Source organism: Vibrio sp. 811 (assembly GCF_033339195.1).
Window position 1 is genome coordinate 25,381 of record NZ_JAWOUB010000015.1, and the last position, 13,460, is coordinate 38,840.

General features: G+C 46.0%; 12 protein-coding genes and 2 pseudogenes. 8 read left to right on the forward strand and 6 right to left on the reverse strand.

What is annotated here, in order from left to right:
* The first annotated feature begins 4 nt into the window (after positions 1–4).
* The 5 genes from R7Q46_RS18765 to R7Q46_RS18785 all read left to right on the forward strand — a co-directional run bounded on the left by R7Q46_RS18765 (position 5) and on the right by R7Q46_RS18785 (position 5,209).
* Positions 5–1,072, forward strand: a complete 1,068-nt coding sequence (locus tag R7Q46_RS18765; RefSeq protein ID WP_005382737.1) for a branched-chain amino acid ABC transporter permease — start codon at positions 5–7, stop codon at positions 1,070–1,072.
* Positions 1,073–1,117: 45 nt separating this feature from the next.
* Positions 1,118–2,362, forward strand: coding sequence for an ABC transporter substrate-binding protein (locus R7Q46_RS18770; protein WP_132937151.1), 1,245 nt, complete (start codon positions 1,118–1,120; stop codon positions 2,360–2,362).
* An 80-nt stretch (positions 2,363–2,442) separates the two neighbouring features.
* Positions 2,443–3,264 carry an ABC transporter ATP-binding protein gene (locus R7Q46_RS18775; protein ID WP_318077698.1) on the forward strand — a complete coding sequence of 274 codons (822 nt, stop codon included), beginning with the start codon at positions 2,443–2,445 and terminating at the stop codon, positions 3,262–3,264.
* A 9-nt stretch (positions 3,265–3,273) separates the two neighbouring features.
* Positions 3,274–4,476 (forward strand): phenylacetate--CoA ligase family protein, encoded by a 1,203-nt coding sequence (locus R7Q46_RS18780; RefSeq protein ID WP_151515676.1) that lies wholly within the window; start codon positions 3,274–3,276, stop codon positions 4,474–4,476.
* A gap of 136 nt (positions 4,477–4,612) precedes the next feature.
* Entirely contained in the window at positions 4,613–5,209 is a 597-nt protein-coding gene (locus R7Q46_RS18785; protein ID WP_151515675.1) for a methyltransferase domain-containing protein, read from the forward strand.
* 3 nt (positions 5,210–5,212) lie between these two features.
* On the opposite strand, the gene R7Q46_RS18790 is transcribed toward R7Q46_RS18785, so the two are convergent.
* From R7Q46_RS18790 to R7Q46_RS18800, 3 genes and pseudogenes are all read right to left on the reverse strand, one after another.
* Complete coding sequence (locus tag R7Q46_RS18790) at positions 5,213–5,689, reverse strand: hypothetical protein (protein WP_151515674.1); 477 nt, start codon at positions 5,687–5,689, stop codon at positions 5,213–5,215.
* A 117-nt stretch (positions 5,690–5,806) separates the two neighbouring features.
* Positions 5,807–6,426 (reverse strand): annotated as a pseudogene (locus R7Q46_RS18795) (c-type cytochrome).
* 76 nt (positions 6,427–6,502) lie between these two features.
* Positions 6,503–6,727: pseudogene (locus R7Q46_RS18800) on the reverse strand (molybdopterin containing oxidoreductase); the annotation flags it as partial.
* Between R7Q46_RS18800 and R7Q46_RS18805 the strand changes: the two are divergent.
* Both R7Q46_RS18805 and R7Q46_RS18810 read left to right on the forward strand, forming a co-directional pair.
* The gene (locus R7Q46_RS18805; RefSeq protein ID WP_226083206.1) at positions 6,712–7,020 is read left to right on the forward strand and encodes a TPMT family class I SAM-dependent methyltransferase; all 309 of its coding nucleotides are present in this window, start codon (positions 6,712–6,714) and stop codon (positions 7,018–7,020) included. The pseudogene R7Q46_RS18800 and the gene R7Q46_RS18805 sit on opposite strands and share 16 nt — an antisense overlap.
* Positions 7,021–7,151: 131 nt before the next feature.
* A complete protein-coding gene (locus R7Q46_RS18810; protein WP_151515673.1) occupies positions 7,152–9,065 on the forward strand; it encodes a BCCT family transporter in 1,914 nt (637 codons plus the stop codon).
* Positions 9,066–9,156: 91 nt separating this feature from the next.
* On the opposite strand, the gene R7Q46_RS18815 is transcribed toward R7Q46_RS18810, so the two are convergent.
* Genes R7Q46_RS18815 through budA form a run of 3 tightly spaced genes read right to left on the reverse strand, consistent with a single transcriptional unit; the run spans position 9,157 to position 12,430 of the window.
* On the reverse strand, positions 9,157–9,915 hold the full coding sequence (locus R7Q46_RS18815) for an SDR family NAD(P)-dependent oxidoreductase (RefSeq protein ID WP_151515672.1): 759 nt from the start codon (positions 9,913–9,915) through the stop codon (positions 9,157–9,159).
* Positions 9,912–11,615, reverse strand: a complete 1,704-nt coding sequence (gene alsS / locus R7Q46_RS18820; RefSeq protein WP_137282722.1) for an acetolactate synthase AlsS — start codon at positions 11,613–11,615, stop codon at positions 9,912–9,914. Before alsS ends, R7Q46_RS18815 begins: the two co-directional genes overlap by 4 nt.
* Positions 11,616–11,644: 29 nt before the next feature.
* Positions 11,645–12,430 carry an acetolactate decarboxylase gene (budA, locus tag R7Q46_RS18825; protein WP_242013373.1) on the reverse strand — a complete coding sequence of 262 codons (786 nt, stop codon included), beginning with the start codon at positions 12,428–12,430 and terminating at the stop codon, positions 11,645–11,647.
* Between the two features lie 97 nt (positions 12,431–12,527).
* Here budA and R7Q46_RS18830 point away from each other — a divergent pair, with 97 nt between their 5' ends.
* Positions 12,528–13,409, forward strand: a complete 882-nt coding sequence (locus R7Q46_RS18830) for a LysR family transcriptional regulator (protein ID WP_151515670.1) — start codon at positions 12,528–12,530, stop codon at positions 13,407–13,409.
* The last annotated feature ends 51 nt before the right edge of the window (positions 13,410–13,460 follow it).

The following is a 13,460-nucleotide window of genomic DNA, read 5'->3' on the forward strand; positions in this document are numbered from 1 at the left end:
TAACATGGCTCAACTTAGCATGCGCCCATGTGGGGATTTTCGAACCACATATAAAAGCGATACGCCAATTTTTGAAACCAAAACCATCAGAAGCCTTGCGATTGCAGGTGTCATCGCCATGCTGGCAGCACCGCTGGTCTTGGATATTTACTTCCTAAACCTGTTTATTCAGATTGCATACCTCGGTATCGCGGCATTGGGCTTAAACATTCTGGTTGGTTTTACCGGACAAATCTCGCTAGGTCACGGTGCGTTCTTTGGTTTTGGCGCCTTTGCATCGGCTTGGTTAAATAACCAGTTTAACATTCCAGTCGTGTTTGCGATTCCGCTTGCGGGTTACTTAACCATGATTGTGGGGATGCTGTTTGGTCTGCCAGCGGCTCGAATTAAAGGTTTATATCTAGCTATCGCAACGTTGGCGGCGCAGTTTATTTTAGAGGACTTCTTTGCTCGCGCAGATTGGTTCAGTGGCGGCTCATACGGTGCAAGCGCGAACCCAATTAATTTGTTTGGCTTTGAGTTTACGACTGACGAAAGCTTCTTCTACATCGCTCTGTTTGCGCTGATCTTCATGTATATGTGGGCATCAAACTTAATCCGTTCTCGTGACGGTCGCGCGTTTGTCTCAGTACGAGATCACTATCTGTCAGCAGAGATCATGGGCATCAACCTAACCAAGTATCGTCTGCTCTCATTTGGAGTGTGTGCATTCTATGCGGGCATCGGGGGTGCACTCTACGGACATTATCTAGGGTTTGTATCAGCAGAAGGCTTCACCATCATGATGTCTATCCAGTTCTTGGCAATGATCATCATTGGTGGCTTGGGTTCAGTCAAAGGCACATTGATGGGGACGATATTTATCGTATTGCTGCCTGAAGTTTTGGAGTTTGGCGTAACGGGGCTTTCAGCGTTTGGTGATACCACCGCTTTCACTGATGGTCTGGCTTACTTCAAAGAAATGGCGATTGGTTTAGTCATCATGCTGTTCCTCATTTTCGAACCTCAAGGATTATCGCATCGCTGGCAACAGATTCGAGCATATTGGAAACACTATCCGTTCTCATATTAACGTGGAATTAAGTGGAATATACCTCAATAACAAGGACAACGAGTTATGAATAAAGGACATTTAGCGACAACGTTGGTGCTGTCATCTGCACTGTTTACTACCGCAACTTGGGCAAAAGATTCTGTGTTTGTCGGGCAATTAGTCGACTTTTCTGGACCAACTGCCTATGTGAGCAAGCCTTATGGTTCTGGCGTACGAGACGCATTGCGTTGGATTAACCAAAACGGTGGCATTAACGGTACCGAGCTCGAATTTGAAACAGTAGACATGGCGTACAAAGTACCAGTGGCGATTTCTAACTATAAACGTTGGGTGGCGCGTAAAGACATGGTTGCGCTGCAAGGTTGGGGTACGGCGGATACCGAAGCACTTATTTCGTTTGTCACCAAAGACAAAGTGCCGGTGTTCTCTGCTTCTTACTCTGGTCACTTAACTGACCCAACCGGTAAAAACCCAAAAACCGCGAAACCAGCGCCTTATAACTTCTTTTATGGTGCGTCGTACTCAGATGCGTGCCGTGCGCTAGTTAAGTGGGCGAAAGAAGATTGGGAATCTAAGGGCAATCAAGGTGCGCCGAAATTTACGCACATTGGCGATAACCATCCATTCCCGAATGCGCCAAAAGAAGCGTGTGCAGAGTACGCTAAAGAGCTTGGTTTTGATGTGCAAAACCCAGTCGTTGTGTCACTAAAACCAGGGGACTTCAAAGCGCAATGTTTGTCGCTGAAAGAGTCAGGCACCAACTATGGTTACATTGCTAATATCGGTAGCTCGGTTATCTCACTAGTGAAGTCTTGTAACACGGTTGGGACAGAGTTCCAGTACATGGCAAACATTTGGGGCGGCGACAAGCCAGTGCTTGAAGCAGCAGGCGATGGCCTTAAAGATTACGTTTTCCCGGGTATGACGGCGTTTTGGGGAGATGATAATGAGGGCATGAAGCTGGTTCGTGAGATTTCTAAGCAGTCTGAATCAGAGCCGGGCGAATTCAGAACTCACCATTACATTCGCGGTATTTGTTCTGCGTTCTATATGAAAGAAGCAATGGAGTGGGCGAAAGACAACGGTGGTATCACAGGTGAAAACATCAAGAAGGGCATGTATGTCCATGACAACTGGGTACCACAAGGCTTAGAAGGTGTTTGTGTCCCTGCGAACTGGAAACCGGAAGATCACCGAGGCACAACAACCGTGAACGTCTTTATGGGCAACAACGATGGCGGCTCAGTTGATATTAAGAAAGTATCTCAGGTGACATTGTCACGTCGTGACGATTGGCTAGGTTACTAATCTACGACTTATTAATAACAAAGCTTACTGAAAATAAGGATGGGTGAGAGAACACTCTCACCCTAGCAAGGAGTAGCTTGATGGCTGAATTAGCAACGAATATCGAACCGACAGAAATACTGCTTTCAGTGAACAACATTGAAGTCGTCTACGACGAAGTAATACTAGTACTTCGCGGTGTGAGTTTAGAAGTTCCAAAAGGGCAGATTGTGACCTTACTGGGCGCCAACGGTGCGGGTAAATCCACAACGTTGAAAGCCATTTCTGGTTTATTGAAAACCGAAGATGGTGAAGTGACGCGCGGCGAAATCAACTTCATGGGCGAGCGTATAGACAACAAAAGCCCGGAAGAGATCGTCCGTTCGGGCATCTTCCAAGTTATGGAAGGGCGCCGAATTGTTGAAGATATGACGGTAATAGAAAATCTTCGCTTAGGCGCTTATACACGCTCTGACAACGAAGTTGAACAAGACATCGAAATGGTGTTTGACTATTTCCCGCGACTCAAAGAGCGCACTGGCCTGGCGGGCTATTTGTCTGGCGGTGAGCAACAAATGTTAGCGATTGGCCGAGCGTTAATGGCTCGACCGAAGATGATTTTGTTGGACGAACCGTCTATGGGGCTTTCTCCACTGCTAGTTAAAGAAGTATTCAGCATTATTAACAAGATCAACAAAGAGCAAGGTATTACCATGCTTTTGGTTGAACAGAATGCCAACTTCGCTCTTCAAGCGGCCGATTACGGTTACATCATGGAATCAGGCAAAATCGTACTAGATGGCAGCAAGCACGAATTGCTAAACAATGAAGACGTAAAAGAATTCTACCTTGGCGGCGGCGATGAAGATCGCAAGAGCTTTAAGAATCTGAAATCTTACAAACGTCGTAAGCGTTGGTTGTAAGGAGCAAGGATGAACGAACTATTTGATGCGAAAGAATCGTTGTCTCTACAGGCGCGAGAAGAGTCGCTGTTTCAACGTTTGCCTGCGCTGATTGAAAATTCGAAAGCCAATAGCGAACATTACGCAGCGCATTTTTCTGAGTTAGATCCTACATTGGCAAACAATCGTGAAGGGCTTGCTCAGTTCCCGATTACACGTAAGTTCAATGTACCTAATCAGCAGCAACTTAAACCGCCGTTTGGTGGCTTAAATAGCGTTGCCATTGGTCAAATGGCGCGTGTTTTTCAGTCTCCTGGGCCTTTATATGAGGCTCAAACGGATGAGGCCGATTTCTGGCGTATGGGGCGCGCGTTTCACGCTGCTGGGTTCTGTGCGGGTGATTTAGTGCATAACACGCTCTCTTACCATTTCTCTCCTGGCGGATTTATTATGGATGGTGGCGCAAGGGCTTGTGGCTGTGCGGTATTTCCGGCTGGAGTAGGCAATACCGAAGCGCAAATAGAGGCAATTAAACAGCTTCAACCTAATGGTTACACTGGTACACCTTCGTATTTGCTGACGTTGCTACAAAAGTACCAAGAGAAATACGATGAGCAGCCTAGCTTTGAGAAAGCTCTGGTCTCTGGTGAAGCGGTTACAGCAGACATGCAACAGATGTTTGAGGAAAAAGGCATTGCAGTCTTTCAAGCCTACGCAAGCGCAGAACTTGGTTTGATTGCTTATCAAGTGTCTGGTGAACAAGGATTAGTGATTGCCGAAGATATTATTGTTGAAATCGTTGATCCTGATGGTGTTCCTGTACAACCGGGAGAAGTCGGTGAAGTCGTTGTAACGTCGCTCGATGAGAAGTTCCCGCTGATTCGCTACGCAACGGGAGATTTATCGGCATATCTAGAGATTAGTTCTGATTCTTCACGCACGAACGCACGAATTAAGGGCTGGATGGGACGAGCAGACTCCGCGGTGAAAGTAAAAGGGCTGTTTGTTTATCCGCATCAGATCCAAGAAGTCTGTCGTCGCCACGATATTAAAGGCTCCTTGAAAATTGAGCGCGATGGCTTCAACGATACCATTACTTTCTGTTGTCATGATGTGCATGTATCAGCAGAGGACATTCAAGCAACACTCCAGTCTGTCACTAAACTGAAAGGCAATGTCCAGTTTGTACCGAACCAAGCGGAGCAGCCGTTAATCAATGATCTTCGCAGTTAACTCATTGGTGGCATAAGTGCAGTAGAAAGTGGTTGTCATAAAAAACTAACAACGTCAGACAAAAGGCTAGAAAAGGGATACCACATTGCGCTGCGTATCCCTTTATTTTTTACTACCGCAATCAGGGAGCGGGTAAATGAAACAGGCACCAATGATTAACACACAATTCTGGGATGATTTGTTTATCCGAGGCACTATACCTTGGGATGCCCAATCGACACCTCAAGAACTCAAGGATTATCTCGACAATTCACTTCATGTAGGCCAGTCAGTGTTTATTCCTGGGTGTGGTGCCGCTTATGAACTGAGCACTTTTATTCAATATGGGCATGACGTGATCGCCATGGATTACAGCCAAGAAGCGGTAAAAATGGCGCAATCAGCGTTAGGTAACTACAAAGACAAAGTCGTATTGGGTGATGTATTTAATGCCGATTTTTCTCAATCGTTTGATGTCATTTACGAGCGGGCCTTTCTCGCAGCACTACCGAGAGACATGTGGTCAGAATACTTTGCTATGGTGGATAAATTGCTGCCAAGAGACGGTTTGTTAATTGGTTATTTCGTTATAGATGATGATTACCACTCTCGCTTCCCACCATTTTGTTTGCGAAGTGGGGAGTTGGAGGGTTATCTAGAACCGGCGTTTAAGCTTGTGGAATCCTCAGTGGTGGCAAACAGTGTTGAGGTTTTTAAAGGCAGAGAGCAATGGATGGTGTGGCAGAAGTGTTAGTCGTCACTGAGACTTCTTTAGAAAGTATTCGCGGAAACTGTCTGGTTCTTTTTTAATCGCTGAAAAGTAAGTCACAAATGTATGATATTTGGTCGATGCCATGAGCCAGAGAGCGATAATAGGAAAAAGTACAAAACTAACAAAAAAAAGTTTATGTTCATCTTCAAGAAGGAATAGGCCAAGAGCGTAAACAAGGAACTGAAAGTAAATATTGATTAAGTTGATTTCTGCCGCTTTAGGTTTGCCTCTAACAATCATCATGTTTGGGATAACAAGCAGTAGAGTCATGACCCCAGCAAAAGAAAAGTTTAGAGCCAAGAAAGTATCAGTAGTTAAGTGCTCAGACGACTGGTCAATCAATATTGCCAGCAACGTTACTGCCATGCCGCCTCCCATCATAATCAAGGTAATGACTGCCACGCCAACAAGAAAAACCCAAATAGAAAGGTAATGGTTGTCAAAAAACTCTTCTGCCTTCAATCTTTTAAACCTCATCGATACATACTGTGAAATAACAGAGGTTACTTCACTCTATTCCTGTTGAGGGGATACTCACACAGAAAGAATACGTATGTAAAATATCAATAAGCGTTAGTTTTAAAGGCGGGAGTTACCCCCATAATAGGTCGAAAGGTATTTCAGAATGGCTTCGCGATTATCACCCGGCAGTTCATCCATCCCTTGCTCTTCAATCATCCAGTCTAAGGTTTCATCTCATCGTTGGCGGCTTAGTCATTGTTGTGTGACCATGTGTAACGAATGACAGTCTGAGCAGACTGCCGCGACGAGTTCCATATTCTCTCCTGGCGCTAATATCCCATCACCAGCTGATTTGACCTCCACTTCAGATGAAGCAGTATTCCAATCTGGTGGCGTGTAGGGTTTTGGGTTGCTAGCCATGCAATGATTGCGGCTCGCGCACCCGGGTCTTTTACGCCGGGAAAGACCATGTTTGTGCCCGGAGCAAACTCCGGTGGTGACGCCAAAAAAAGCATCCAGTTTTTCTGCGTCCCATTGACCTTGATGCTGTTTGATGGCTTCGCTGTAATTGAAGCCTGTAAAGCCGGCAATATCACGCTCTGCTAAGCCCCAAAGAGGCAGCCCCACAAGCACTTCCTCCATTCTTCAAACTGGTGACAAGCTTTACACACCATCGCTTGCTGTTCGCCTGCGGCTATCAACTCGTCATTGTTTGCTAAGGCTGAGTAACTTAACAGCGCGAGAAAAGTAAACGAGAGCGGGAAAACCCGCTTATTTAAGGATGTTGCTTTCACTGTTATTCCCCCTTCATGTTTAACCCTTAACAATCAGCGCGATTCGGTGGAAGGTGTTGTTGAGGTAACCTTTCGGGTTCCATGTGATAGCAAAAGGTTGGCCCACCTCTTGGTCATCAGTCGCCTTTGCCCCAACTTCGTAGTAGCCCGCTTGGGGGAATGTCACTTTGGCGTTGAACGTCTGCCAAGCGCTGTCATTGGCTGGGGCTGCGAGTTCGGCATCCATACATGTTGCGCCAAAATCAATCCTTTCTCGCTGCACTACCGAGAGACCAGTGGCCAGATTACTTTGCTATGGTGGATAAATTGCTGACAAGAGACGGTTTGTTAATTGGTTGTTTCGTTATAGATGATGATTACCACTCTCGCTTCCCTCCATTTTGTTTGCGAAGTGGGGAGTTGGAGGGTTATCTAGAACCGACGTTTAAGCTTGTGGAATCCTCAGTGGTGGCAAACAGTGTTGAGGTTTTTAAAGGTAGGAGCGCTGGATGGTGTGGCAGAAAAGTTGCCGTATTTAAACGCTATGGCATCAAATAATGAATACAAAATCAGCGTCACATAATGCATCTTTTAAAGACAATTATTCTTGTGGTAACGATAAGTGTTGTGAATTGGCGAAGTTGCGAGAAATGTGGATCATGTCCTTTGAAAATATAAGGATATATAATATGGACAAATCATTTTCTCTCATCGATAAGCCTACCTTCTTAGGCTCACTCTTTCTTTTACTCAGCGTCGTTATACCCTTAATTTTATTTCCCACACAAGGTGCGGATTGGATAGCTTCGGCCAAATTTTTCATGACCGATAAGCTTGGTGTGTTATACCTCGCACTGGGTATCGCAGCAATGTGTTTTATGATTTACACCGTGTTCAGCGATCTTGGCCAAATCAAACTTGGTGAAGCCGACGAGCAACCAGAATTTGGTAACGCCTCATGGGCTGCAATGCTATTTTGTGGAGGTATTGGCGCAAGTATTCTGTATTGGGGGTGTATCGAGTGGGCATACTACTATCAATCACCACCATTTCAGTTGGAAGCAGGCAGTGAAGAAGCCATTCGCTGGGCCGCGACTTATGGTCTGTTTCACTGGGGACCGATTGCTTGGTCAATTTACCTTATTCCTGCTCTGCCTATCGCTTACTTCTTTTATGTACGCAAACAACCTGTTTTGAAAATCTCTAGTGCGTTAATGCCTGTATTAGGAGAAAAGCGTGCAAATGGTGGTATTGGCAAGTTTATTGATGTGTTGTTTATTTTTGGTATGTTGGGTGGCGCGGCGACTACACTTGGCTTAGCAGCGCCTCTTATCAACGGTGGTCTACATCATATCTTCGGTCTTCCAAACAATACCTTCAGCCAAGTGGCTGTATTACTTCTCTGTACTGCTATTTTTGGTTACTCCGCGTATGCAGGGCTTGAGAAGGGGATCAAATTCCTTAGTAACATTAACTTCTGGGGGGCGATGGGCTTGTTACTCTTTGTACTTACCGTTGGGCCAACCGTGTTCATGTTAGAAACGGGCTTAGATTCTATTGGTCGTATGTTGTCAAACTTCTTTGTTATGGCTACCTGGGCGGAGCCGTTTGGTGGTTATGGTGAGTTTACAGATACACACTTCCCGCAAGACTGGACTATTTTCTACTGGGCATGGTGGTTGGTCTTTGCTCCTTGTATGGGATTGTTTGTTGCGCGTATCTCGCGTGGAAGAACGATCAAACAGATGGTCGTAGGTTCTATATTTTACGGTTCTTTAGGTTGTTTCTTATTCTTCATTGTTTTAGGTAACTATGGTTTATCGTTGCAATTGACGGGTGAGCTTGATGTCATCGCAATCCTCAACGAATCAGGCGCACCAGCGGCTATTTTTGCAATGTTAGACACATTACCGTTAGGGCCAATCGTTATTGGTGTTTTTACACTATTGTGTATCATTTTTACGGCGACTTCGTTTGACTCTATCTCGTACATTCTTGCGTCTGTGGTTCAAAATGATGTGACGGAAGAACCGATGCGCTGGAACCGTTTGTTCTGGGCGTTTACTTTGTCTTTTCTGCCAACCGTCCTAATGTTCATGGGAGGTTTATCGACATTACAAACCGCTGCGATCGTGGGAGGTTTACCATTGCTAGTTATCTCGGTGATGTTGATGGTGTCCTTTGTTCGCGCGGCGAGCCTAGATATTAAACATCAAGCAGAATACGAAGAGCCAACCATTAACATTGAAGAACTGCCGGAAATTGACCCTTGGTCAACAGAGGGAATGGCCTTGGCGAAATTTGAGCGCTTTAAAGACTTAGCTCAACAGGCGGCTGAAGAAGAGCGCGAAGCAATGGCGGCCCTGATGAGCATGCGTAAGAGAATTCGCGCATTTGCCTTAGAACACAGCTGTGAATCTGGGTTTTCGGACCATCATTTACCAGAAGATATGCAAACAGAGCTACAGCAACTAACCGAAGCGCTTGAGTTGGCTCAACAGAAGAAACAAGAACTGTCTGAGCAAGCCCAAGAATCTCGAATGGAATTTAATCATGTGTTATTAGGCGGCGCGTCGGCAGGTTTAGCAACGTCGCAGGCTTAAGAATAGACACACAAGAGCCGAGTACAAACTCGGCTCTTTTTTTTGCGTGGATACCTTACAGTTAAAAATTCTGCTCAGTCAGTGTTAATGCTTATACTATTTTAGGTTGACCATCTGATGCGGTGGCACCGCCGTCTACAGGTAGGTTTACGCCATTAATGAAAGATGCGTCATCACTTGCCAAGAAAGTCACGACAGACGCAATTTCTTCAGGTTCGGCTGCTCGGCCAAGCGCAATGCGCTCATTGAATTTATCGCGGATTTCCTGCGGCCAGCCGTTCGTCATGTTGGTTTTTACTAAGCTTGGGCATACTGCGTTAATTCTTACCCCATCCGCACCATGGTCCAATGCCATCGCTCGGGTAAGGTTCACCACTGCGCCTTTACTCGCGCAATAGAATGCGGCACCCCAGTCACCACCCAAACCGGAAACGGACGCGGTATTTACCATACAACCTTTCGTTTTTAAGAGTTCAGGCAAAGCAAACTTCGCGCAATAAACAACACCATCAATGTTTACACCAGAGATCTTCTTCCAGTCTTTCACACTACCTTCAATCACGGAACCAGGGACATGTACGCCAGCATTGTTTACTAAAATATCCAGTTTACCGAAACGGGTAACAACATCAGAAATCAGTGCTGCGACTTTTTCTGGTTCAGAAACATCAATGGAATGCGCAGACACACGCTGTTTATCAAAGCCCTCAACGGCGTTTGCCAACTGCTCTTCATTCCAATCGGCAAGAGCGACGTTTGCGCCTTCTTCATACAAACGTTTTGCGATGGCCAAACCAATACCATTGGCAGAACCAGTGACGAGTGCGACTTTATTTTTTAATCCTCTCATGCGATTTCTCCTTCGAAACTTACAAAAACGGGATCTTGATTTTTCTCTGTGCGCGGCAACATCAGTTTGTCGTTGTCGCTGTAATCTACGGGGATAGCCACCACTGCTGGTCCTTCAACGTCCATGGCTTTATTCAATGTCGGTAGCAATTCGTGTTGACTAGTCACTGCGAAGCCTTTCGCGCCAAATGATTCGGCGTACGCCTTGAAATCAATTGGTCCAAATTTCACACCAGAGCAGCGCTGATATTTGTTGATTTCTTGCATTTCTACCATGTTGTAGGCGTTATCAACCCACACAATATGGACGATATTGCAGTTCAGTCTAACCGCGGTTTCTAACTCCATGCTCGATTGCATAAAACCGCCGTCTCCCGATATCGATACCACTTTGCTACCAGGTTTTAGTAGGCTGGCACCAATGGCCCATGGTAGTGCAACGCCCATTGTTTGTTGGCCGTTAGACACCAGCATTTGGCGAGCTCGAAAACAACTTAAGTAACGAGCGATCCAGATGTGGAAGCTCCCCATATCAAGACATAGCGTGGTATCTGGTGTGATGATAGATTGCATGGCTTTAATCAGTGCCAGTGGATGAAATCCTTGCTTGTGATAGACATTGGGATAGGTTTTGATCACTTGCCGTTGCAGGGCTACCTCTTCCAGTACTGAAAGTGCCGTTGGGGAAAGGCGGGCATATTCAGAGATATAGCTGCCCATCTTGTCTAATGACTGCGCAATGTTTCCGACGATTTCAACACAAGGCTGATAATTAAGTTGGTATTCTGCTGGTTCAATATCGAGGTGAATCACTGGGTTGCGGTGGCTGTTCCAAAGCTCAGGGTCATACTCTATTGGGCTAAAGCCGATGGTGAGAATTAAATCGGCGTCCCGCAGTAAAACATCGCCAGGTTGGTTATTAAACAAACCGACACGCCCAGCAAAGTGATGATAGTAATTGATGTCTACCGTGCCGGCGGCCTGGTAAGTGCCGACAACGGGTAGCTGCGTATTTTGAAGAAATCGGGCGATAGCAGCAGCGTTTTGACTGCGGCTCGCGTGAAGGCCAAGTAAAACCACACAGCGCTTTGCTTTACTGATTCGATTGACCGCTTCTTCGATTGCTGCGATGTCTGCGCAACCAGGCTGTGTGTAAGGCGAGGGGACAATAATGTCCGTTTGGGTTTGCTCGGATAAAACATCTTGGGGGAGACTCAAAAAGCAAGCCCCAGGACGACCTGACTCTGCGATACGAAATGCGTTCGCCATGATCTCGCTTGCGGCGTCCACATGCTGCACTTCAGCACTGAACTTGGTTATAGAGCGAAAAATACTGACGGTATCCATGCTCTGGTGTGTTTGTTTTTGCTGGTCAGTTCGTTTCACCGCACCACCGATAGCAATCAGCGGATCGCCTTCGGAGTTTGCTGTTGCCACCCCCGTAACTAGATTTCCACAGCCAGGGCCTGACGTAACCATCGTGACGCCTGCTTTGCCGGTTAGTCTTCCCATAACGCCCGCCATAAATGCGCCGTTAGCCTCGTGACGTACAGGAATCATTTGGATGTTAGTGTCTTCAATCGCATCGAACAGTCGATCGATTTTTGCACCGGGAATACCGAATATGTACTTAATGCCGAGAGACTCTAGCTGTTGAGCGATCAACTGAGCTCCATTTTTATTTGAAGGTTTGGATTGCATTTGTTGTCCTTATTATTTGCCTGACTTTGTTACTTTTCCGCCTTTTCTATGGCGGTATTTATATCTTCCGGAGCCAAATTGGCGCTGAGAAAGTCTGTCGATACTGGGGTATCAATCACTAGCCGTGAGACTTTGCCAATCTGGAGAAATCCTGACGAAATGCTGTAATCCTGGATATGACCACCTCCTTGGCGGTCATCGGTAATAAAATGTTCGTGATAGCCGGGTACATTGATGCCAGTCGTATATTTAGGACTGCGAAAGCCGGCGACCACGCCTTGCTTATGCGTGAAGCGGAATGTTGGTTGTTCTTTGACCACTTCAAGCATTGGTCGATAAGGGCGTGTTTGTTTAGGTACGGTACGAGTACGAACTGAATCGAAAACACCATCAATGCGCACTGCGCAAAATAGGTTATCGCTTGGAACCAGGTCGTCTATGAGGCTATGGACTTCATGACGTGACATGCGCGATGTCAATGGCAGCTCGATATCAGGCTTAAAAAAAGTCATGACAGCAAAGGGCGTTTTTTGCGCTAGGTCTGCCGGGTTTGCGGAGCCATCCGACTTGAGTTGAAAAACTTCCTTATCAAAAGCAATCAACTCACCATCCAATTCATTGAACGTACCTAAACCAAAATCCCCATGTTTCAGCAGTTCTTTTATGGTTGTTGAGCCTTCGTAAACACCAGCTATCAAAGCACTCATTAACGAAGTCTGATAAATCTCACCATCTCCGGTAACGTGATGGTATTCAGAAAATTCTTTCGCTACTTCAAGCGAACAAGCACATAGAGGGTTATAAAATCCACGCATGAGTAAGACCATTTATGCAATGAAGAGTATATTTAGATTGACTTCTACACGGTGCTAAATCCAATATAAAAAAGATTTATTTTGATATGGAAAATATATGGAATTTCGCTACCTGAAGTATTTTGTCGCGGTCGCCGAGACTCGTCACTTTACCCGAGCAGCTGAACAGCTAGGGATTGCGCAACCTCCTTTAAGTCAACAAATCAAAAAGTTAGAGCATGAGCTTGGTGTGGACCTATTTAAGCGCTTGTCTAGAGGAGTAGAGCTGACCCATGCAGGGCAAGTCTTTTATACGGATGCGGTAAATATTCTTGCTGATGTGGAACGCGCTAAAGCAAAAGCTCGTCAGATTGCTCGTGGTGAAAATACGCAGGTTAAAATTGGGTTCGCGACGTCAACATCAACCTGCATTAAGGTATTGGAGAGGATTGGGCGTATTCAAGATAATGGGGTTCATTTACAGACGGCGGAACAGTCAATGCCAGAGCTTGCCACTCAGTTAAAAAGCAAACAACTTGATCTCGCAATCATGCGGCTACCCTGTTACGCCAGTGAGCCTTTTGAGCACAAGGTGTTGTTTAACGACCCGTTTGTCGCGGTGATTCCGGCGGGGCATGAACTGGCAAAATATCCCTGTATCCAGATGAAACAGTTGAGAGGCCATAAAATTTTACTGTTTCCACGAGAGACTGGACCCGCATTGTTTGATGGCATGAGCACACTTTTTGCCGACGCAGGAGTAAGGCTCGAACCACAGTTCGCAGCACCGCAACTTCGTACGACGATTGCCATGGCGCAGGCCGGGTTAGGTATTGCTCTCGTTCCGCGCTCACTGGCTGAACATCTCGATGATTCCGCGACAGTCGCTGAGATTGATAATATCCCTCTCATTAGTCGTGTTGTTGTTGCTTGGGAGGCATCTAATCTCAATAAACAAGCGCTAAAAGTAGCCATGCACATCGGTCATGTTGAGGCTTAAAGATGAGTCATCGAATTGGCTCTGATAGCCACAGGCAAATGTGATACTCTC

Bases quoted from the DNA above. Each gene is read 5' to 3' on its own strand.
- R7Q46_RS18830 (WP_151515670.1), top strand. From the start codon at position 12,528: ATGGAATTTCGCTACCTGAAGTATTTTGTCGCGGTCGCCGAGACTCGT.
- R7Q46_RS18805 (WP_226083206.1), top strand. From the start codon at position 6,712: ATGTTGCGCCAAAATCAATCCTTTCTCGCTGCACTACCGAGAGACCAG.
- budA (WP_242013373.1), bottom strand. From the start codon at position 12,430: ATGCGTGGATTTTATAACCCTCTATGTGCTTGTTCGCTTGAAGTAGCG.
- R7Q46_RS18770 (WP_132937151.1), top strand. From the start codon at position 1,118: ATGAATAAAGGACATTTAGCGACAACGTTGGTGCTGTCATCTGCACTG.
- R7Q46_RS18785 (WP_151515675.1), top strand. From the start codon at position 4,613: ATGAAACAGGCACCAATGATTAACACACAATTCTGGGATGATTTGTTT.
- R7Q46_RS18775 (WP_318077698.1), top strand. From the start codon at position 2,443: ATGGCTGAATTAGCAACGAATATCGAACCGACAGAAATACTGCTTTCA.
- R7Q46_RS18815 (WP_151515672.1), bottom strand. From the start codon at position 9,915: ATGAGAGGATTAAAAAATAAAGTCGCACTCGTCACTGGTTCTGCCAAT.
- alsS (WP_137282722.1), bottom strand. From the start codon at position 11,615: ATGCAATCCAAACCTTCAAATAAAAATGGAGCTCAGTTGATCGCTCAA.
- R7Q46_RS18780 (WP_151515676.1), top strand. From the start codon at position 3,274: ATGAACGAACTATTTGATGCGAAAGAATCGTTGTCTCTACAGGCGCGA.
- R7Q46_RS18810 (WP_151515673.1), top strand. From the start codon at position 7,152: ATGGACAAATCATTTTCTCTCATCGATAAGCCTACCTTCTTAGGCTCA.
- R7Q46_RS18765 (WP_005382737.1), top strand. From the start codon at position 5: ATGGCTCAACTTAGCATGCGCCCATGTGGGGATTTTCGAACCACATAT.